Raw genomic sequence first — 20660 nt, forward strand, 5'->3', positions numbered from 1 at the left:
AGATTATAATTTACACAACATTTACATTGGATTTGGCACAGTTGTTGCTTTATTGATGCGGTTAAAAAACATATAATGTCGCAAAACTGAAGTGAATCATTCCATTTTTCCTGGGGCTCAACTATGATGTCCCGTTGTTATTTTTAGTTCGGAGAATACTATGCTTGAAAAGCAGACCATACAATTACCAGAAGGGTTACGCGCTGCTATTAATCATGCTTATCGCGGTGATGAGTTATCGTTGATAACAGAGCTTTGCGATAAAGCAGATTTAGATGCATCACAATTAGCGGCAATTAAAGCCAGCGCAACTAAATTAGTTGAGTCCGTACGCTCCGACCGTAAAAAGAGTACAGGTATCGATTCCTTTTTAACTGAGTACGCATTGTCCAGTGAAGAAGGGATTGCTTTAATGTGCTTGGCTGAAGCTTTATTGCGTGTGCCAGATAGTGCAACAATTGATAATTTAATTAAAGATAAGCTGGCGGGTGGTAATTGGAAGTCTCATATCGGCCAGAGTGATTCTTTTTTTGTTAATGCAACAACCTGGGCTTTAATGTTAACTGGGAAAGTATTAACTCCTGAAAAAGCAGAAAATGCATTGACTAAGTCCTTAATGAAAGTGGTTAATCGTAGTAGTGAAGCTGTGGTACGAACTGCGGTTGATAAAGCAATGCGAATCATGAGTAAGCAATTCGTTAAAGGGCGCACAATTAAAGAAGCACTGACTCGCGCTAAAAAGAAAGAAGCGATAGGCTATCGTTTCTCATATGATATGTTAGGAGAGGCCGCGTTAACTACTGTTGATGCAGCACGCTATTTTGAGGCCTATCGAGATGCAATCGAAGCAATTGGCAAAGAAGCAGAGAAAAACTCAGATGTTTATCGACGCCCTGGAATCTCAATTAAATTATCCGCATTACACCCACGCTATAATGAAAGCCAATATGATCGAGTGATGGCTGAGCTACCACCTAAACTCTTAGCTCTTGCGCGTTTAGCAAAAGAATATGGCATTGGATTAACCATTGATGCTGAAGAATCGGAGCGCTTGGATTTATCTCTTGATGTGATGGAGCGTGTTTTTGTTGATGACAGTTTGGATGGATGGAATGGCTTTGGATTGGCAGTGCAATCCTATCAAAAAAGAGCATTTTATGTATTGGACTGGGTTGCAGCTTTAGCTCGTAGCAAGAAACGCCGAATGATGGTTCGTTTGATTAAAGGTGCTTATTGGGATAGTGAAGTTAAAAAATCCCAAATGCAGGGGCTTGCTGAATATCCTGTATTTACTAGAAAAGTGTTTACCGATGTATCTTTTCAAGCTTGTGCTAAAAAAATACTAACGATGACGGATGCTATTTATCCTCAGTTTGCAACGCATAATGCGTATTCCGTGGCGATGATTCTAAATATCACTGGAAGTTATCGTGACTTTGAATTTCAATGTTTGCATGGAATGGGAAGTGAGCTTTATCAACAAGTCGTTCCAGCGAATTGTCATGGAATTCCTTGCCGTATTTATGCTCCTGTGGGAAGTCATGAAGATTTACTTCCTTATTTAGTACGTCGTTTGTTAGAAAATGGGGCTAACTCATCTTTTGTGAATCGTATCGTTGATGATAATGCGCCTATTGATTCTTTAGTTGAAGATCCAGTAGCAAAAGCACGCTCTTTATTTGGACGAATTAATAAAAATATTCCGTTGCCCAAGGATATTTTTGCTCCACGAAAAAATTCTCAAGGTATTGATTTTAGTAACCGTTCCGAACGCGCTCAATTACAGGAAGTATTAGCTGATTTCACTGGAAAACAATGGACTGCAGGCCCTATTATTGCCAGTACTCCGGAGCCAAATCAGGCGCAAAAAGTACGGTCCCCCCAGCAGGCTGAACGTGTTGTGGGTATGGTACAGAATGCTTCAGTTAATGATGTTGAAAAGGCCTTGTCCGCGGCGGTAACTACATTTTCAACTTGGGCTGAAACATCAGTTGCTGAGCGCGCGGCGTGCTTGAATCGTTATGCTGATTTATTACAAGAGCATGGTGCTGAGTTTTTAGCTCTAGCTTGTCTGGAAGCGGGAAAAACGCTTAATGATGGAATCGCAGAGCTACGCGAAGCAATCGATTTCTGCCGTTATTATGCGAGCTTAGCTCAAGATATTTTAATACCAAAACTTTTGACCGGATATACAGGTGAGCTAAATGAATTAGGCTTATATCCACGTGGTACAGTGCTATGCATTAGCCCCTGGAACTTCCCATTAGCAATCTTTACTGGCCAAGTGGTTGCTGCGTTGGTTACAGGTAACTGTGTTATTGCCAAACCTGCAGAGCAAACCCCATTGATTGCTGCGTTGGCTGTGAAATTGATGCATCAGGCTGGCGTTCCTGTTGGCGCAATCCAATTATTACCTGGGGATGGTGAAACCGTTGGGGCGGCTTTAGTTGCTGATAAGCGGATTAAGGCAGTTTTGTTTACTGGTTCTACAGATACGGCGAATTTAATTAATCGGACTTTAGCTACACGTGGTGGAGAAATTATTCCATTAGTTGCGGAGACGGGTGGGCAAAATGCGATGCTGGTTGACTCATCTGCATTATTGGAGCAGGTCGTTGTTGATGCAGTGAACTCTGCGTTTGGAAGTGCAGGACAGCGTTGTTCTGCTTTACGCGTGTTGTTTGTTCAAGAAGAGGTTTATCCACGCACTGTAGCGCTGTTGAAAGGGGCTATGGAGGAGTTAGTTGTTGGGGAGCCACAATGGTTAGTTACTGATGTGGGGCCTGTGATTGATAAACCGGCTTTAGCTGTGCTTAAAGCCCATGTAGATAATATGAAAAAACGTCATGAGGTTATTTACCAGTGCCGTTTAGATGAATCATTAGGGTCGGGATATTTTATGCCACCAACAGCACTTGCTCTTGATAGTATTGACTCTTTAGAAAAAGAAGTATTTGGTCCTGTATTGCATGTCGTTAAGTTTAAGCGCAAAGATTTGGATAAAGTTATTGAGCAAATTAATGCGACGGGATACGGCTTAACTTTGGGAATTCATAGCCGGATTAATGAAACGGTTGAATACATCAGAAAGCGTGTTCATGCTGGAAACTGTTATGTAAACCGTAATATGACTGGAGCTGTGGTTGGTTTGCAGCCTTTTGGTGGTGAGGGTTTATCCGGTACTGGTCCTAAAGCAGGTGGACCGAATTACTTGATTAGACTTTGTCATGAGCGTACTTATACGGTGGATACGACCGCGGCTGGTGGAAATGCGAGTTTGATGTCATTGCCGGATTAAAAGCTTGGATGGGAGTGGAGAAAACCCACTCCCGTAGTACGCTGCGAAAATACCCCTACAGCTCCTAATGATTCCTCAAATGTGTAATTGCATCATTGCAAGGAACATAGTGACGAAGCAACCAAGGAGCTTGTGCTTCATTTGCAATGAAGACTGTTTTTTCATTCCTATCAATCGACTACATTAAGGCTTCTATTGATTCTTTCATTTTTGCTGGGATAACAATAGGATCCTGGATAGCAATAGCATAAAGATCGGAAACCCCAGTGCTATAAATACACTCATGATAATAAATACCTGAGCCATTCATGTTACTTAAGGCTGAGTATGCAGCTTCTAAAGCACCTTCACGAGTAGGCACGGTAAATGGTCCCATGATAAAGCCCCAATTTGTAGTTGTATTATAATTACTGAGCTTGTATGCGAAATAATGATTTGCCGTACCAAAAGCTACAGAGAAACCACCTAATTGGATTTCTTTGAGATCAGGGCATACTGGATCAGCAAAAGAGGAACCTGTGAACATTAGGGCCCCGGCTAATAGTGATAATTTGGTGCTGAATTTCATAAAAACTCCATTAATTATTATTTTTAAGTCTATATTCACATACTGACGTGCCACTAACCGGGCACGTGTATTTGTATATTAAGCGATATACTTCTAGTAATAAATGAACATTTAGTCAGAAAGGGAATAATGAATACAGTACGTGTTTTTTTCGCTATTCGTCCGCCTAAATCCATACACGAGCCCTTAAGTAATATTTTAGAGCTTGCTCGAGTGGTATTTCCAAAGAAAATCCTAAGGTGGATTGGTTTAGAGCATTTACATTGTACTTTGCAATTTATTAATGCAATTCCGCAAGAACAAATAGCCGTACTTATCGATCGCGTAACTGCCTTGTTAAATAAGCAACCTTCATTTTTGTTACACTTAGGCGCTCTGGAGTGGTTTCCTAGCATGGAACATCCTAAAATTCTTTCATTGTCTGTAGAGCCTCAAAAAATACTGAAGCATTTATCTGAGTGTATCTATCAGATTCTTATTGAATTGGAGTGTTCTGTTGAATCTCGTCCATTTCGAGGGCATATGTCCATGGGGAGGGTCATCACGCATAATCTATCCAAAGGCTGGATAAAACAAATTAAGAACATGAAGATCCCTTCTGTATTAATTGATAAAATTTATCTTATTGAAAGTCGTCCTGCACAAGGAGGGCGTATATATTGCACTTTAGCAGAGTTTAATTTAGCTTGATTTAGGTTAATATAGAATCTTTAAACGATAAGGAACGACGTTCATGTTAAGGATATTATTTTTATTCACGCTCTTATTTTCTTCTTTGTGTAATGCGCAAGATAAAGAAATTGCCATTACTATCGATGATTTACCCCTGGTTGCTTCACAAATGAATACGCCTGGTAATAAGCAACGCTCCACAGAACGTTTTACACAAATCGTACAAACATTTCAAAAATATAAAGTTCCCGCCACCGGTTTTGTTATTGCGGGAGCGATTGAAAAAGGGCAATGGGAATTCCTTGAACAATTTCGTCAGGCAGGATTCATGCTGGGAAACCACACGTATTCACATTATAACTTGAATCAAATGAGCGCTGAAAAATACATTGGAGATGTTGAACGCGCTGATAAGATTCTGGCGCCGATCATGACGGAACCTAAATATTTCCGTTATCCTTATCTAGCTGAAGGAAATAAAAAGACCAAACAAAAGGTTTATGATTATCTGAATGAGCACCACTATGTTATTGCTCCGGTGACGATTGATAGTAAAGATTATGAATTTAATAAAATGGCATATGGGGTTCCTTTTCGCGCACGAGCAGCCTATATTCAAAAATTAAAATCTCGGTATTTAGCCTTTATTTGGAAGCAAACGCTTTTAGCAGAGAAGAAAAGTGAAGGAAAAAATGGGAAACAAATATTGCTTATTCATGCAAATTTGCTCAATAGCTATTTGTTAGGAGATGTGCTCGAAATGTATCAAAAAAATGGATATAAATTTATTAGTTTAACTGATGCATTAAAAAATCCAGCTCCGGCGCTTAATTTTCCGCCGGTCCATGAGCCTAAAGATGAAAAGGAGAGTGATGGTTTAGAACCTTTGTTAGAAGATGAAATGTTATATATTAATTAAGGGAGGGATCTTGTATGTTAATATTAGCAATCTGTTTATTTCTTTTGGCTGCAACTTTTGGTTTAGCTATTTTAGTTGCTATATTGCAGGACTTGCCTGCGAATAAAATCGCATTGATTGGGCATGGTATGGTTGCAGGGATAGCGATTTTGACTATGGTCGCTTATTTAATTATTTATGGAACCGCTCCTTTATTGGTCGCCAGTTTGATTTTATTTTTACTTGCGGCTATGGGTGGGTTAACTTTATTTACGATGGGGCGTAAGAAAATGAAAGTCCCTAAGTTATTAGTTATCATTCATCCTTTGGTTGCGCTGGCGGGATTAATTACTTTAGTTATTTATGTTTTACCATAAAATGAAAACCTGGTTGCAAGCAACCAGGCCTCACCGTTCTTTTATGAACGCTCATAAAATTTTAGGGCTAAAGTTCCATGAGTAACAGCTGCCCCAGCACGTAAATTAGCAGCAATAAAGCAGGCTTCAGCAACTTCTTCTCTTGTTGCCCCCGAACGTTTTGCTGCGGCCGTGTGTACTTCTAAGCAATAGGGACATTGAGTAGTAAATGCTACAGCCAGTGCCATTAGTTCACGATATTTTTTGGGAATCGCACCGTCATCACGATTAAAAGCATTATTTAAAGATAAATATCCATCAGCTTCGGGTTTGGCAAATCCAAAAAGATCTTTTAAACGTGCTAGATCGGCGTGTTCATGATAATCGGCCATGATTTTTTCTCCCTGTTGTAAAATACTTGGTCAACTAAGTCAATATAGATGATTAATCTGTATTTGGCTAATTTATAGTTTTGGGGATATTTAGTTGTGGTGATTTTGGAAGCTGGAAAGTTATGATTGTGACATCTATAAGTCCGCGGCTAAGCCGCGGTACTTCGGTCTTATATGAGCTATGACGTAGCAAATAACGCTATTTTCAGCTTAAATAAAGCTTGGTGTAGCAAACGATTGCTCAACTAACATATCATTTAGACATTTACTTAATATCAAATCGGCGATTTCCTCAGATTGATTTCCAACACTATGTTCTTTTTTTAACGTAGCCCCAATAAATTGAAGAAGTTTCGTAAATAGTTCGTCTAATTGTTTTTGATTGTTTTCAACTAAATAGGTTTGAACATTTTTGATACTTTCAGCAATTGAATGGTTAAAAAGGTCTGATGCGGTTTTGTATTGCACAGCAGTGTGCTTTTTATCACTCACAACCAGCTTAAAAACTTGAGCACCCAAAGGAGTACTTTTGAGTTCATCTTTTTTGCTTCGGGCTACATTATGTTTTGGATTGAGTCTAAGTACGTCCTCATACAATGAGCAGGCTATAAACATCGCTTTTGGTGATTGGGAATGCTTGCCTTGAGAATAAAAATCAGCAACGACGATTAGCAAATTAGCCAAGGTTTCAGAATTATTATAGCTTCCGGCTAATTCCTTCATTGTTTCGCTAAAAGTAATTTGACTCGGTTTTTGCATAGGTACAGGAGCAAAAAATGGGAGTGAGGGGGCAACTCGAGTTAAATTTAGTACTACTTGAGGTAAAGGTCTAGTTACCATTTCAACTTGAAGAAGAGGGGGCATTGGAGCTTGTTCTTCTGAGGGTACATTACTCTCTAAATATGGCGCCTCCTCCAATAAATGAGGGACATCTGCCCCCATGACATTCTCAGTGAGTTTTGCTTTTTTAGTTAAAGAGAGGACTTCTGCTTCTTCTCGGTCTCGTTTTTTAGGATTAGGCTCTGAAGTTGGTTCGGGTTCTATAGCCTCTTCTGTCACATTAACCTTGGCCAGTAACTTCTTAATATCTTGAATAAGAGAGCAGTTCTCATCAAAATCAGGGTTGTTAATTAATATTGCCTCATAGTATTGGCTTAGAATATGGATGGCTTCTTCATCGCTCTCTTCAACTGCAACGAGAAGCTCATAACTCAAAAGCTCTAGTTGCTCTTCGCTGGTTAAATTCAAGCCATGTAATCTATTGTCGCTGATGTATTTAGTTATTTCGAGGAGATACGTCTCATCATGATTACAATAATATGCACGCTCCATGAGATTTAAACATCCAAGATGCAGCTCAGTTCTTATAATATTACTTGTTTTCTTGTTGTTTTTTCCAGTGTCTAAAGAACTATTGGCTTTAAGCTGATATTTTTGGGCACGTTGCAACCACATAACTGCTTTCATATATGCTTTGTCTTTTCTTACCCAGTATTGTTCACTGTCCGCATAATCACTGATGGCATCACTAATTTTTTCAGCAGTCTCAGCTAAAGAACCAAAAACTTCCGTTAGACGCTCAGTGGAATTTCGGCTAATGCCACCAAAATATTGAGCTAGTGTGTTGTGGAGAACTAAAAAATCCTTTCGATTACTGCGCGCTTTTCTCATGTTAAATTGTATAAGATCATAATTTTGCAGTGTATTAGGAGACTCAGCAATTAGGGCCTGTACTATTTGGGAAATGCACTTAATAATTTGGCTATGGGTATAAGCCAACTCATCATAATAGAATTTTGTGGGGAAGAAACCTTTTTGGGCACCAAGTTCACGAAGCTTAGTTATCGCATTTTCGTAATTTGCTAATGCATCTGAGTAGTTCCCAAGTTGATATGCCGCATTAGCCGCATCTAATTCTTTTTTTGCTAAATAAATCATGCTCAATAAAAGCCCATAAAAAAGGTATATTTTACCAAGTGTGAATTTTTAAATCAATGATTTATGGTTAGAAGTTTCCCTTGGCGTACGTTTATTGTGCTATGCAACGCCAAGAGAATGAATATTTAATAACACTAACATTTTAGAGCGGGCTCAGGGGTAACTTCATGCTCGACCCCCGAGGATGGTGCATCCATCACGGGTTTACTTTCTTTTAATTCATTCATCTTCTGTTTAAACTGATGAAAGCTTCCAGAAGCTTTTTTTTCATTAATATGCCCATCCTCGTGATAAACTTTTCCGTGCTTATGACGGTGTGAGGCTAGGGCTTCTAACACAGGTTCTGAGTCTTGAACTTTTGCTCGTTCGGATATGGGCACATTATCACCAATTGCGCGTTCAATTCGATTTGCTTTGCTTTTCATGCCAACACTAAATACATTTGACCTGTCGCGAAAATCTTGAATAATATTTTTTAATTCATCAATTGCTGGTTTATTTTTTTCTAATGTGGTTAAAGTAGATTTAAGCTCTTCTTTAAGGTCCTTAAGCTGATCTAGATTAGCGCATCGCTCCATTTTTTTTATCGTATCTTGAACAAATTTATGCATTTGCTTGTCATTTGGACCAAAGCGGGTCGCATCGATTTTTTGTAGAAGATCTTTGCACTCGAGCTGTTCTTTTATTTGCTCAAGTCGAACAACGCTTTTGGTACGAAGAATCTCCTCATTCATTGGACCGATAAAATTATTGATGTTTTGATCTTTGAGTTGATCTCCATGGTCCTTAATCTCACTTAATTTAACTAAGCACTCGAGTTTTTTAGTGGCAAGTAAGTCCTTGCTAATTTCATCTCTTATTTTTAGCAGGTCAGAGACACCAAACTCGTCAAAACCATTTGGATATTTGGCAAGCAATGGACCGTATTGAGGACTATTGTCAGCTTGGAGCTCATTCATTACGATCCTACATTCATTGGAAAGCTGAAAGACTGCCATTTGTTTTTCAGAATCTCGTTTTTCCTCTATTTCTGCCTGGTATGCTGCAAATCTTGCATGATTCTTTAGCGCGTTTACACTTACATTTGACAATTTATCCCACATGACGCTTAGATCAGCTGCAATGGTTGCTGGGCTTGGGTTTTTGCCTAGTTCATTTAATTTAACGTTAGCCCACGCTTTTATTTCATCAACCTGTGCTTTATAAATTTGATATTCTGCTGGAGAACAATGATCTTTCAGCGTTTTATCAATTATTTTTAGGTAATTATATAACGCGTGAACCTTCGAGGTATTTATATTGCCTGTGTGAGCAGACTCTTGAGCCTTCTCATGAACTAAATTCAAATCTACTACAGGTTTTGCGTGAAAATAATGTACCCCATTTTCGTGAACATACCCCTCATAAGTCATTTGAGTAGGGGGAATTAAAAACTCTTTTTCTGTAGGAAATCGAGATAAAGGACCGACATATTTTCCAACCAATCCAGTATAAGTAATTGCTACTTTATCTTTAAAAGGAAGTGCGGGCTCTTCACCTGTACTAATAAAGCCCCTTACTACTTCAGCCCCACCTTCTTGAGCTATTTTTATTCGATTTGCCAATAGATCGGCATTATAAACACTTTCATAACGGAAGGTGCCATCAATTGTTTTATTTGGGGCTCGAGCAAGTGCTTGTCCGCACATCGCACTATGTACTATAACATCTCTTATTTGATCGGGGGATTTCTTAGCAAAATTATAATATCCACGTAATAGTGGATTCATCTCATTATAATAATTTGTAGAATAAACATTTAATGCTAATTTTTCTCCATAATGCATATCTGAGAATACTCCGCCCGCTTTTTTATTTTGCTGTTCAAAATACTCTTCTGTAGGGTACTCTTCATGCTCATTCTCGGGGCGGACGATAGAGGTATTTTGGCAATATCCTGCATATTGGTCCAAATCATTCTGAGTAAATGTTAAATGATCTAAGTTTGCATAGGCGATGATTTCAGTCAGATTATATACTTTATTTTTAAAACGGATAATATTATTGTTGTCTTCTGCTTTTTCATAAGTAAATGGCTCACCAGCCATTAGCCTTCGAGTTAATTCCTCAAACAGGAAGGTATAATCTGTTTTGGGTAGAGGACCTAATGCTGGACTATAATCGCGAGCAGCCTGATTGTTAAGCTGTTTAAACGAATCAATTACATCGACTACATTACCTTTTTCAAAGTGTTTTGTTACATTTGGATTAGGCATATAATTCTCATAAAATAACACGCTATATGATTATTATATGCACACATTGGGTATTTTTTATTTTACTGAAAAAATTATTTTATCTTTGATCAAAATAATCGGGTGTCACACCATAAATTGAACAAGCTAAGGGATTCGTTGATTTTTCTTCCCATTTAGGTTCGCTTAATACTTCAATAGCATTTTCGTATCCCGTATTCATGCGCCGCTCGATTACCTCGCTCCCAAAATTGTAGTCTTTGAATGAATGGGCAAAAGGGGAGCCTCGATAAATAATATGTACCACACTAAAACGCTTTTGATTACCTAATTGCAAAATTTGTTGTATCTGTGGATCATTTTGCGCTTCGGGCGTTAAATGTTCTCCTAATATGGTAATGGCTGCTTGTAAATTTTGGCGACTACTGTAGACATTAGTTAGGCGACGAGAATGACTGGCATAACGAATGTCTTTTTGCCGCTCATCCACCTGGTCCATGTTCTTAGGTAACTCACCAGCTAAACTAAAGCAATCCACGACAAAACACAAAGTATCCTCTTCTGGGAGGGCATCGAGCACTGTAACGAGCGGGGTATTCGCATAGATTCCTCCATCCCAGTAATAATTATCATCTATTTTCATTGCCGGGAATCCGGGGGGCAAAGAGCAACTAGCCATAATATGCTCCGGAGTAATCGTCATTAATTGATTATTAAAAAATGACATTTCCCCTGATTCGACATTCACTGCTCCAAGGCATAAAGTAACTTCTTTCGAGTTAATTCGGTCAAAATCAATTACTTTTTCAAGAGTATTTCGTAACTCCGAAGTATCATAGTAACTTAATTTATCAGGAGTGCCTGTTGTAAATTCATTAGGAGCTATATAACGAGGTTTAAAAAAGCCCTCTAAACCAAACATAATGACATGTAAGGCCGTGATACTGTTGTTTACATGTCGAAAATAATCAAAAGAGCTCCAGGGGGAAAATTGATCGCTCCATAATTTAGGAACAATCGTATTCCAAAATTCCATTAATTTTTCGATTTGCTTTTCAGGAGGGTTACCCGCAACAATAGAGCTATTAATGGCTCCAATGGATACTCCAGAAAGATAATTAGGGATATAACCCCGCTCATGAATTGCCCGGTAAGCTCCAACTTGATATGCACCTAAGGCGCCACCACCTTGAAATACACAGGCAATGCGCTTGTATGTTTGCTTTTCGTGGATCGATTTGTAAGGCATATTAATTACGCCGAGGGCTTGTTTTTGTACTTGTCCTTTAGTTTTTTTAACCATCGTTCTTGGTCCATCAAATATACTATATTAAACAAGTATATACTGCTTAAAAGATTTTGTAGTAGATAAAGCTTATTTGTTATACATGAATGTATAAAAGAATAATTTTCAGCGCGATTTTGTTTTTCATATTGACTAAATGATCAAATTTGTTACTATGTGCGTATTCTATTTATGCCTACCGTCGGAGTTTTCATGCAAGAAAAGCAAGATGCAACATCTACTAAAAATGAAGAGCAAAGTGATTTGGTCCCAATTTTCAAGATGGAGCTACCGAACTATCCTCATTTACCCATTATTGAGGGATTCGATGAGTTTTTTAAAACAAAGGTACCTGGTTCTTGGCTAATTCGTGAAAGTCGTACCGAGGGAATGATATCCGTAACTCTCAAACGAGACGAAGGTAAAATCGCCCATACTCGTTTTGCTTTTATTGAAGATAAGTGGGTTCTTGTAAATAATACTATGCGCGATAAGCATATAGACGGCTCTTCTATAATTACTTACGAGCATGTAGATAGAGTGAGTGTAAAATCAAAGTTCGAGTTGTTATTGGAGGCAATCAATGATTTCTCTAATAAATCTACAAATAAATTTACATTAAAAAGTGACAAAATGATTAAGCCTGTTTGGGAGCAGGCCACCAAACAACAAGCTTATTACATTGATTCGGTTAGTTATGTTACAACCAAACAGAGAACGACGGATCAAGCAATTTATGCTAATCTTTTGCAGTCTTTAGAGAAAGTAAATGGGGTAATAAGAGATTGTATGGCTAATTTAAATGCAAACAAGGCTGTCACTAAAGATATGAAAGGTCTTGATAGCATAAAACTTTTCTACAATAGAATTACCTTATCAAATATACTACGAAGGGTTAGCAAGCCATTTAAATCAGATAATCACGCTCAAAAACTTAAAGACTTATTTGACGATTGGTTAGCGGCAAATGCTTTAACCTTTGATCTCCTATGTCCAGTATTACTTACTCTTTTTGAAGAACCCTATTATGTTGTCGAAACAGGCATGGTCTACGATGCTGCAGCATTATTCTCTAATGGAACACTCTTGAGCACTTGTCCATTAACGAGAACCAAAATTGAGGATAATCCAGTTCATTTTGATGGTTATCGTAGAAAATTATATAGTACTTTAGAGCTGTTCTTTGATTTAATTAAGTTATATCAAGCGAAGATGGTCTTGGATAAGGAGAAAAAAGAGGAGCTTAGCGCTCTTCCTAGTCTTTCACTTTTTGCGCCATCATCATTCAATGATGATGCGTCAGCATTAAGTGAGCACTCAATAGAGGAAAAAGAGTTTGATGCTGATCCCGCTCCTTTCTCCCAATAATCTGGGGTTTCATCGGTAAAAATCAAGCCATGACTTTTAGGTTATGGCTTGGGTTTAATTTTTCTAGGACTTACTAGCAATTACGGCAATATCTCCACAACCTGCGCAAGCCATTGATTATTGTCCGCTCTGACAATGGTGTTTTTACGCCCATAAAGAATTTTATTTAAATCACAAGGCATGAGCGAGGCAATTTCGTTGGTGCAGGCTATTGTAAAATACACCCGATTTTGGGTAAGTATTTTTATCTTATATTTTTCCAAGAGCTTGCCAAAAGGGGTGTTGGTATGACGAATTCTCTCAATAACCTCTTTAGGTAATTCACTAAAGTTTATTTTAATAAATGCTAATTCAATTGCTTGTGCAGCACCTGTTTTTTGTGCATAGGCAGCATTATTTCTCTGTTTATCGCGATCAATAAGCATTGTAATGGTTCGAGCATAGCTATTTTGGATTGAATCAAAATGAGTTGATTGTGTTTGAATAATTGGCGTTCGTTTATAATATTGTTCAAGCGTTTGAGTCATTAGGGGTTGAGTTAGTAAAAAATCATAGGGGGGAGGAAGTTTAGATTTCTCTATGTTGTCGATGGAAAGAGCCTGTGTGCTAGATGTAGTTAGGATTAGTAATAACCATGAGGATAGTGATTTTTTTAACATTTGAACTAGAACCTTGGGTCGAATATTAGGTAACTGAATGCTGGGCTTGGCAGCCCAGCCTAAGAATTACACTCTATTTCTTAATTTATAATACATAATTGCCAAGGGCTCTTTGGCGAAATAAAGTGTTAGATATTTATTGTTAGCCCAACACATACTTTTCATCGCAGGAGAGCCTACAGCTTTAAGCCCAACTTTTTCTGCGGCAAGCATGGCTCGGGGTAAGTGGAATGGTTCAGTTACGATGATAATTGAATGCATATGCTCTTCATTTATTATTTTTTTAGAAAGCAGCATATTTTCATAGGTTGATGTCGATTCGGACTCAAGCAAAATGTCTGATTCAGGAACGCCTAGAGACATTGCGATTCGTTTCATTTCCTGAGCCTCATTAACATTATCCTCTTTATCAACACCACCTGAAACCAGCAGTTTAGGGGCATAATGTGCTTTATATAACTCAACTGCATGCTCAACTCGTGCAACCAGACAAGGGTTAATTGCATTATCACGATAGATTCGGGCACCGAGTACTAAAATTGCATCTGCTTGCTTTTTATTATCATGTTCCGCATTTTTAGCAATATGAAAGGCGAGTAGTAAATAAATAACAACAGAGATCAATAAGATAAAGAAACAAAAACGAGTTATTGTGGTATAGTTCATCGATTTCTAATAGGTTAATTTTTTGCTGTATTTTTTGCGATAATGCTGAGTTATGCAAGATATTCGATATAAAAAAGGATTATCATGGCTAAAGCTATTTTCAGTCGTTTGCTTGTTATGTTTATCTTAGTCTTTTCAACCGTCCAGGTTATGGCCCTCCCGATGAATTCATCCGGTGCTAGCCTAAAAACCAAACATCCAAAAGAAATTATTGTTTTAATTCATGGGTTAATGCGCACTTCACTGAGTATGCGCCCGTTAAAATCCTTCTTAGAAGGCTATGGATATCAGGTTTACTTATATAGCTATCCATCAGCACGTTATTCGATTCAGCAGCATGGGGTTCGTTTACAGAGCTTTGTTGGGGATTTAATTGCCAAAAATCCTGGGAAAAAAATTAATTTCGTTACGCACAGTCTAGGAGGAATCATTACTCGTGAAGCGGTATCAAAATTAAAGCCAAAGCAAGTCAAACAAATTGGTTGCTTAATTATGTTAGCGCCACCAAATCAAGGTTCTGCCCTAGCTAAGCTCTCCACAAAAGTATTTCCCCTATTTACCTCTCCCATAAAGCCCTTAGCTGAACTTAGTTCAGAACAATCATCTTATGTTCATCGTGTGCCTGTCCCGAAAATTAAAATGGCCATAATCGCAGGAAAATACGATGCCAAAGTACCGCCTGAATATGCACGCTTAGACGGACAAATGGAACCTATGGTTATTAATACAAATCATATGGTTATTATGAATAATTCAAAAGTACGTGAGCTTATTCTTGAATTTCTTGCAAATGGGAGATTTAAAAAAGCAGGGGAGCAGTAAATAGTATAAATAGTGCGCCGCACAAAAATTGTGCTAATTTTTCGCTAAATCATTTGCAATTCTAGTATTCTCAACTATGTTATAACAAGGACCAATTTGAAAAAATTGGATAAAAAACATGTGGAGATGCATCCAATGAATAATAACTACTATAAGATCAGTGGTAGATTATCTCACACAAATAATTTTATTTTACCCCCAGATTTAATGAGTTTCTTGGTTACTATGGAGCGATTTTCACGTGACCGTCGTCAGGAACTCTTGTTAGCTCGAGAAAGAAGGCAACAGGAGTTTGACAAAGGCATCTATCCTAATTTTTTAGAGGATACAGCCGCCATTCGTCAAGGTAATTGGCGAGTTGATAATACACCTCCCGATCTACAAGATAGAAGAGTGGAAATTACGGGCCCTGTTGATCGCAAAATGATTATTAATGCACTGAATAGCGGTGCAAAAGTATTTATGGCTGATTTTGAAGACTCAAATTCGCCAACATGGAATAACTGTATTGATGGGCAAATTAATTTGTACGATGCGGTCCGCAAAGAAATAACATACACAGATCCACAATCGAATAAGCATTACAAACTTAATGAAAAAACAGCGGTGCTTATTGTCCGCCCCAGAGGTTGGCATTTAGATGAACCTCATGTGCTAATTGATGAAAAGCCTATGTCTGCATCATTATTTGATGCATTAACCTATCTCTATCATAATGCAAAGACTTTATTGGAGCAGGGAACAGGTCCTTATTTCTATTTGCCCAAAATGGAGTCTCATTTGGAGGCTCGATTGTGGAATGATGTATTTCTTAAAGCGCAAGAGCTATTAGATTTACCACGTGGATGCGTCAAAGTAACCGTATTGATTGAAACCATTACCGCAGGCTTTGAAATGGATGAAATCATTTATGAGCTACGTGATCACATTGTTGGTTTAAATTGTGGTCGTTGGGATTATATATTTTCTTATATTAAAAAATTTCGCAATCATAAAGAGTTTTTATTACCTGACAGACAACAAGTGACTATGACCAGTCATTTTCTTAGTTCTTATGTCAATTTATTAATTAAAACGTGCCATCGTCGTGGAGTGCATGCCATGGGGGGTATGGCGGCGCAAATCCCTATAAAAGGGGATGAGCATGCAAATCAAGAGGCAATGGAACGTGTCTATGCCGATAAACGACGTGAAGCTCTTGCCGGACATGATGGAACCTGGGTTGCACATCCAGGACTTATTCCTATAGCGCTTAAAGCTTTTGATGAGCTAATGCCCGCAGCAAACCAATTATCAAAAATACCTGAAGTATCGATTATAGCGCAGGATTTATTAATGGTTCCTCCAGGAACAATTACAGAAACAGGTGTTCGAAATAATATTACGGTTGGATTACTTTATGTGGAGGCATGGTTAACTGGTAATGGTTGTGTTCCTATCCGTAATTTGATGGAAGACGCTGCTACTGCAGAAATTTGCAGAGCACAATTATGGCAATGGTTGAAGTTTTCGGCTTCGTTAGATACTGGTGTAGCGCTCACTGTCCCAATGCTTCATCAATGGTTTGATGAAGAGTATAACATGATTATGCAAGGTCGTGGTACCGATGAAGGAAGTTCAAAAGCGTTAACAGATGCCAAAGTTTTAATGGAAGAAATGATATTCAAAGAAACTTTTGATGACTTTTTAACCACAAAAGCTTACTCCCATTTAATTTAGTGAAAGGATCCTAGAATGAAAATCCAAGAGCAAATTGATGAATTAAAACATGACTGGAAGAATAACTCCCGATGGAATGGAATAAAACGTACATACAGTGCAGAAGATGTGGTTAAATTAAGACCCTCTCTAAAAATTGAGTACAGTATTGCTACTCATGGAGCTAAGAAACTATGGAAGATGTTGCAGCATAATGAGTTAGTAACTGCTTTAGGTTGCATGACTGGTAACCAAGCCATTCAAGCAGTACAAGCTGGATTGAAGGCTATTTACTGTTCAGGCTGGCAAGTTGCTGGGGATCAGAATAGCTCTGGACAAATGTACCCCGATCAAAGCCTTTATCCCGTTGATTCTGTACCAAATTTAGTACAAGCAATTAATAATGCGCTAAGACGAACCGATGAAATCCATTGTTTGGATCAGGATTACTCTATCGATTGGTTTGCACCAATTATTGCTGATGCTGAATCAGGATTTGGCGGAAATTTAAATGCGTTTGAATTAATGAAACATATGATTCAGGCTGGGGCTGCCGCTGTACATTTTGAAGATCAATTATCTTCCGCTAAAAAATGTGGCCATATGGGTGGCAAGGTACTGGTTTCAACAACTGAAGCGATTCAAAAATTAATTGCTGCGCGTCTTGCTGCAGACGTTAAAGGGGTTCCTACTTTAATTATTGCCCGTACTGATGCTAATGGTGCTAATTTAATCACTAGCGATTTTGATGATAATGACGTTACTTTTTTAACTGGAAAACGTTCGAATGAAGGGTTTTTCTATGTAAAATCAGGCTTAGAACAGGCTATCAGCCGTGGTCTAGCTTATGCGCCTTATGCCGATATTATTTGGTGTGAAACATCAAAACCCAATATTGCTGAAGCGGAAGAATTTGCGCGAGCAATTCACCACAAATATCCAAACAAACTATTATGTTACAACTGTTCTCCATCATTTAATTGGCAAGCTAATTTAAGTGAAAAAGATTTACGCACCTTTAGAGAACAATTATTTGAGATGGGATATCAATATCAATTTATTACCCTTGCAGGTTGGCACAGTTTGAATCTAAGCATGTTTGAAATTGCTAAAGATTACAAAAATGAGGGAATGTTTGCTTATTCACAAATGCAACAACGTGAGATACAACAAGAGAAAAATGGCTTTAGAGCTACCAAACATCAAAGCTTTGTCGGTACAGGATATTTCGACGCAGTACAAAATGTCATTATGCAAGGTCAAAGCGCGACAACAGCATTAAATGGTAGTACAGAAGACGAGCAATTCTCTAAGAAGTAGCCTGATGTTGTTTTTGCGGCTTCGAATTACCGCGGCTTGTCCGCGGTATCCCTCTTTATCCTGCTTCTCGCAGTTAAGCTGTAGTAATTCGAGCGTATTATTTGCTCAAGAAAAACTTAAGTAAATGCCCTAACCAAGCTATTCTGCTTTTATGGATTATAAACGTATGATTATTTCATCGGTTGACGATTATCGCAAGGCTGCTCGACGTAAATTACCCCGCTTTTTATTTGACTATATCGAGGGTGGTGCGTATGCAGAACACACTCTTAAAAAAAACATTGCTGATTTGGCAGAAGTCACTTTACGTCAACGCGTTTTAAAAAGTATCGCCCAGGTTTCTCTAGAAACTGAATTATTTGGCCAAAAATTAGCTATGCCAGTAATCTTAAGCCCCGTTGGCTTATCCGGGATGTATGCTCGGCGAGGTGAGGTTCAAGCCGCCAAAGCAGCTGCAAACAAAAGTATACCCTATACCTTATCAACACTTTCTGTCTGTTCTATGGAAGAAGTTTCTCGCCATAGTCCGGTCCCTATATGGTATCAACTTTATGTAATTAAAGATCGGGGGTTTATGAGAAATGCCTTAGAACGGGCACAAACTTGTGGTATCACACATCTGGTATTTACTGTCGATATGCCGGTTCCCGCAGCTCGGTACCGTGATGCTCACTCAGGAATGTCAGGCCCATTTTCCCGTGAACGCCGCTGGCTACAAGCATTAATGAAACCATCTTGGACATGGAATGTCGGGTTGATGGGAAAACCACATGAGTTGGGAAATATCTCTACTTATTTAGGCAAAGAGATTGGCCTAGAAGATTATATGGGCTGGTTAAGTAATAATTTTGACTCGTCAATTAGCTGGTCTGATCTCGAATGGATACGAAGTTTTTGGAAGGGCTCTATCATCATCAAAGGAATCCTTGATCCTGAGGATGCCAAAGATGCGGTACGCTTTGGAGCTGATGGTATTGTCGTATCCAATCATGGTGGGCGGCAATTGGATGGGGCCTTATCAACCACTAAAGCACTGCCGGGAATTGTCGATAGGGTGGGTAATGATTTAACCGTTCTGGTTGACTCGGGTGTGCGCTCTGGATTGGACGTTGTACGTATGCTCGCATTGGGAGCCAAAGCGGTATTACTTGGACGGGCAGGGGTTTATGCTTTAGCTGCTCAAGGACAAGCTGGAGTAGAGCATATGCTTGATCTTATTGCTCAAGAGATGAGCACAGCAATGGTATTAACTGGTGTGGCATCCACGGCCGATATTAACCGATCGCAATTGGTAGTGCGTAGCCCTTAACACGGGCTACAATTAAAAACTAGAATGTGCAGCTTCTATCTACTTCCGGAATTACAACGGTATCCTTCTCAGAGACAATTTTGGTAAAATACCCTATATTTCCATAACACAGTGTAGAAATAGATAGTTGTGTTCTCGTCTTTTCAGGCTCGACGTTTACTTGTATCGCGGCGCAATAACCCTGAAACACATCTAAACGTTCAGTGCTGGTTATTTTATGTGTTCTTAACCAGCGCTTGTATTCACGTTGAAAATCAACATTCGTAGCGTCACCCTCAACATTTGAATCACCCAATACCTTTTGCAGTAAAATTTTATTCCTGTCATCAAGGTCCTCTCTTCCCTGAAGATAAAGGCTAATATTTTGTTTCATCTTATGTAAAAGTTTGGCTAGCTCATTAGTTGCATTGATATATTCCAGAGATCCCTTATTTGTAGCCGTTCTGCAAATATCAATACATTCGTTTACTGTTTGAATATTTTCTTCTTTTGCCTGTACTGTCTTCACGGATAATGATTTGGCAGACCCACGTAAAAGTAATCTTTCTACTTTATCGCTTTCGGTCGCAGGATCGTAAGCTGACATAAACCCATGAATAGAAAAAGTTTGTTCAATTTTAGTCTTAAGGTGATTGAGCTTTCCTTGCAATATAGCCATTGACGCGGATTTACTGCCCACCTCTTTATGTTCTGGTGCCATGAGATCTTTTTGTTTATTCTCGATCGCAGTTAATCCCTTCAAACCATTACACTGCAGCGCACTTATTTGCGTTATGTTGATTTCGTGGATCGACACTGCAGATACAACTGCTTTTACCACCTCATCTGATAAATCATTAACACCTGCTGCACCATGAGTATTAAGCACGATATGACATTCGTCATAATCGGCTAGTTTAACTTCATACAAAGGACTTAACACTGCGTCGCTATTTAACTTTTTTTGCTTGCTAGCACCGGCAATAACAGGGATGTCAACAATGGTGTCATTTTTAAATACGGTTCTAACCGTTAGAGCATCCTGATTAACTTCTTTATCCCATAGCAAGTTTTGTTCATTTTTTGTATAATCGGAATATGACGTATAGATGTGAATACAGAGCTTTTTCATTTTACACCATGCAAATTTAGTTACTTCTGCCATCGATACTACTGTATGTATCATTAAGGAATCCTT

At 38.6% G+C, this 20660-nt stretch carries 17 protein-coding genes; 9 read left to right on the top strand and 8 right to left on the bottom strand.

Going from position 1 to position 20660, the window contains the following annotated elements:
* Positions 1–160: 160 nt before the first annotated feature.
* Positions 161–3298, top strand: a complete 3138-nt coding sequence (gene putA / locus E1P08_RS01145) for a bifunctional proline dehydrogenase/L-glutamate gamma-semialdehyde dehydrogenase PutA (RefSeq protein ID WP_133135189.1) — start codon at positions 161–163, stop codon at positions 3296–3298.
* A gap of 178 nt (positions 3299–3476) precedes the next feature.
* On the opposite strand, the gene E1P08_RS01150 is transcribed toward putA, so the two are convergent.
* On the bottom strand, positions 3477–3866 hold the full coding sequence (locus E1P08_RS01150; RefSeq protein ID WP_133135190.1) for a DUF4949 domain-containing protein: 390 nt from the start codon (positions 3864–3866) through the stop codon (positions 3477–3479).
* A 129-nt stretch (positions 3867–3995) separates the two neighbouring features.
* Between E1P08_RS01150 and thpR the strand changes: the two genes are divergently transcribed.
* Genes thpR through E1P08_RS01165 form a run of 3 tightly spaced genes read left to right on the top strand, consistent with a single transcriptional unit; the run spans position 3996 to position 5813 of the window.
* Positions 3996–4556, top strand: coding sequence for an RNA 2',3'-cyclic phosphodiesterase (gene thpR / locus E1P08_RS01155; protein WP_133135191.1), 561 nt, complete (start codon positions 3996–3998; stop codon positions 4554–4556).
* A 43-nt stretch (positions 4557–4599) separates the two neighbouring features.
* Positions 4600–5457, top strand: a complete 858-nt coding sequence (locus E1P08_RS01160; RefSeq protein ID WP_133135192.1) for a polysaccharide deacetylase family protein — start codon at positions 4600–4602, stop codon at positions 5455–5457.
* Positions 5458–5471: 14 nt separating this feature from the next.
* Positions 5472–5813: a hypothetical protein gene (locus E1P08_RS01165; protein WP_133135193.1), complete on the top strand. Its 342-nt coding sequence runs from the start codon at positions 5472–5474 to the stop codon at positions 5811–5813.
* A 41-nt stretch (positions 5814–5854) separates the two neighbouring features.
* Here the strand turns inward: E1P08_RS01165 and E1P08_RS01170 are convergent, their stop codons facing one another.
* The 4 genes from E1P08_RS01170 to E1P08_RS01185 form a co-directional block, all read right to left on the bottom strand.
* Positions 5855–6184 (bottom strand): carboxymuconolactone decarboxylase family protein, encoded by a 330-nt coding sequence (locus E1P08_RS01170; protein WP_133135194.1) that lies wholly within the window; start codon positions 6182–6184, stop codon positions 5855–5857.
* 210 nt (positions 6185–6394) lie between these two features.
* Positions 6395–8122, bottom strand: a complete 1728-nt coding sequence (locus tag E1P08_RS01175; RefSeq protein WP_133135195.1) for a hypothetical protein — start codon at positions 8120–8122, stop codon at positions 6395–6397.
* Between the two features lie 134 nt (positions 8123–8256).
* A complete protein-coding gene (locus E1P08_RS01180) occupies positions 8257–10377 on the bottom strand; it encodes an ADP-ribosyltransferase family protein (protein ID WP_133135196.1) in 2121 nt (706 codons plus the stop codon).
* Between the two features lie 79 nt (positions 10378–10456).
* On the bottom strand, positions 10457–11659 hold the full coding sequence (locus tag E1P08_RS01185; protein ID WP_133135197.1) for a patatin-like phospholipase family protein: 1203 nt from the start codon (positions 11657–11659) through the stop codon (positions 10457–10459).
* Between the two features lie 195 nt (positions 11660–11854).
* On the opposite strand from E1P08_RS01185, the gene E1P08_RS01190 reads away from it, so the two are divergent.
* The gene (locus E1P08_RS01190) at positions 11855–13009 is read left to right on the top strand and encodes an RING finger protein (protein ID WP_133135198.1); all 1155 of its coding nucleotides are present in this window, start codon (positions 11855–11857) and stop codon (positions 13007–13009) included.
* Positions 13010–13089: 80 nt separating this feature from the next.
* Here E1P08_RS01190 and E1P08_RS01195 read toward each other — a convergent pair whose 3' ends face one another.
* Together E1P08_RS01195 and E1P08_RS01200 are read right to left on the bottom strand one after the other, a co-directional pair.
* The gene (locus tag E1P08_RS01195) at positions 13090–13668 is read right to left on the bottom strand and encodes a hypothetical protein (RefSeq protein WP_242602334.1); all 579 of its coding nucleotides are present in this window, start codon (positions 13666–13668) and stop codon (positions 13090–13092) included.
* Positions 13669–13734: 66 nt separating this feature from the next.
* The gene (locus E1P08_RS01200) at positions 13735–14334 is read right to left on the bottom strand and encodes a YdcF family protein (RefSeq protein WP_133135199.1); all 600 of its coding nucleotides are present in this window, start codon (positions 14332–14334) and stop codon (positions 13735–13737) included.
* An 84-nt stretch (positions 14335–14418) separates the two neighbouring features.
* Here E1P08_RS01200 and E1P08_RS01205 point away from each other — a divergent pair, with 84 nt between their 5' ends.
* The 4 genes from E1P08_RS01205 (at position 14419) to lldD (ending at position 19483) form a co-directional block, all read left to right on the top strand.
* Positions 14419–15156: an esterase/lipase family protein gene (locus E1P08_RS01205; RefSeq protein WP_133135200.1), complete on the top strand. Its 738-nt coding sequence runs from the start codon at positions 14419–14421 to the stop codon at positions 15154–15156.
* Between the two features lie 135 nt (positions 15157–15291).
* On the top strand, positions 15292–16875 hold the full coding sequence (gene aceB / locus E1P08_RS01210) for a malate synthase A (protein ID WP_207387326.1): 1584 nt from the start codon (positions 15292–15294) through the stop codon (positions 16873–16875).
* Between the two features lie 15 nt (positions 16876–16890).
* A complete protein-coding gene (gene aceA / locus E1P08_RS01215) occupies positions 16891–18174 on the top strand; it encodes an isocitrate lyase (RefSeq protein ID WP_133135201.1) in 1284 nt (427 codons plus the stop codon).
* A gap of 166 nt (positions 18175–18340) precedes the next feature.
* On the top strand, positions 18341–19483 hold the full coding sequence (gene lldD, locus E1P08_RS01220) for an FMN-dependent L-lactate dehydrogenase LldD (RefSeq protein WP_133135202.1): 1143 nt from the start codon (positions 18341–18343) through the stop codon (positions 19481–19483).
* A gap of 19 nt (positions 19484–19502) precedes the next feature.
* Here the strand turns inward: lldD and E1P08_RS01225 are convergent, their stop codons facing one another.
* A complete protein-coding gene (locus E1P08_RS01225) occupies positions 19503–20648 on the bottom strand; it encodes a hypothetical protein (RefSeq protein WP_133135203.1) in 1146 nt (381 codons plus the stop codon).
* Positions 20649–20660: the final 12 nt, after the last annotated feature.

The sequence above is a fragment of the Legionella rowbothamii genome (assembly GCF_900639985.1).
In the GTDB taxonomy this organism is placed as follows: Bacteria; Pseudomonadota; Gammaproteobacteria; order Legionellales; family Legionellaceae; genus Legionella; species Legionella rowbothamii.

Excerpts from the sequence above, each read along its gene's own strand:
- putA (WP_133135189.1), top strand. The coding sequence starts at position 161 with ATGCTTGAAAAGCAGACCATACAATTACCAGAAGGGTTACGCGCTGCT.
- E1P08_RS01150 (WP_133135190.1), bottom strand. The coding sequence starts at position 3,866 with ATGAAATTCAGCACCAAATTATCACTATTAGCCGGGGCCCTAATGTTC.
- thpR (WP_133135191.1), top strand. The coding sequence starts at position 3,996 with ATGAATACAGTACGTGTTTTTTTCGCTATTCGTCCGCCTAAATCCATA.
- E1P08_RS01160 (WP_133135192.1), top strand. The coding sequence starts at position 4,600 with ATGTTAAGGATATTATTTTTATTCACGCTCTTATTTTCTTCTTTGTGT.
- E1P08_RS01165 (WP_133135193.1), top strand. The coding sequence starts at position 5,472 with ATGTTAATATTAGCAATCTGTTTATTTCTTTTGGCTGCAACTTTTGGT.
- E1P08_RS01170 (WP_133135194.1), bottom strand. The coding sequence starts at position 6,184 with ATGGCCGATTATCATGAACACGCCGATCTAGCACGTTTAAAAGATCTT.
- E1P08_RS01175 (WP_133135195.1), bottom strand. The coding sequence starts at position 8,122 with ATGATTTATTTAGCAAAAAAAGAATTAGATGCGGCTAATGCGGCATAT.
- E1P08_RS01180 (WP_133135196.1), bottom strand. The coding sequence starts at position 10,377 with ATGCCTAATCCAAATGTAACAAAACACTTTGAAAAAGGTAATGTAGTC.
- E1P08_RS01185 (WP_133135197.1), bottom strand. The coding sequence starts at position 11,659 with ATGGTTAAAAAAACTAAAGGACAAGTACAAAAACAAGCCCTCGGCGTA.
- E1P08_RS01190 (WP_133135198.1), top strand. The coding sequence starts at position 11,855 with ATGCAAGAAAAGCAAGATGCAACATCTACTAAAAATGAAGAGCAAAGT.
- E1P08_RS01195 (WP_242602334.1), bottom strand. The coding sequence starts at position 13,668 with ATGTTAAAAAAATCACTATCCTCATGGTTATTACTAATCCTAACTACA.
- E1P08_RS01200 (WP_133135199.1), bottom strand. The coding sequence starts at position 14,334 with ATGAACTATACCACAATAACTCGTTTTTGTTTCTTTATCTTATTGATC.
- E1P08_RS01205 (WP_133135200.1), top strand. The coding sequence starts at position 14,419 with ATGGCTAAAGCTATTTTCAGTCGTTTGCTTGTTATGTTTATCTTAGTC.
- aceB (WP_207387326.1), top strand. The coding sequence starts at position 15,292 with ATGAATAATAACTACTATAAGATCAGTGGTAGATTATCTCACACAAAT.
- aceA (WP_133135201.1), top strand. The coding sequence starts at position 16,891 with ATGAAAATCCAAGAGCAAATTGATGAATTAAAACATGACTGGAAGAAT.
- lldD (WP_133135202.1), top strand. The coding sequence starts at position 18,341 with ATGATTATTTCATCGGTTGACGATTATCGCAAGGCTGCTCGACGTAAA.
- E1P08_RS01225 (WP_133135203.1), bottom strand. The coding sequence starts at position 20,648 with ATGATACATACAGTAGTATCGATGGCAGAAGTAACTAAATTTGCATGG.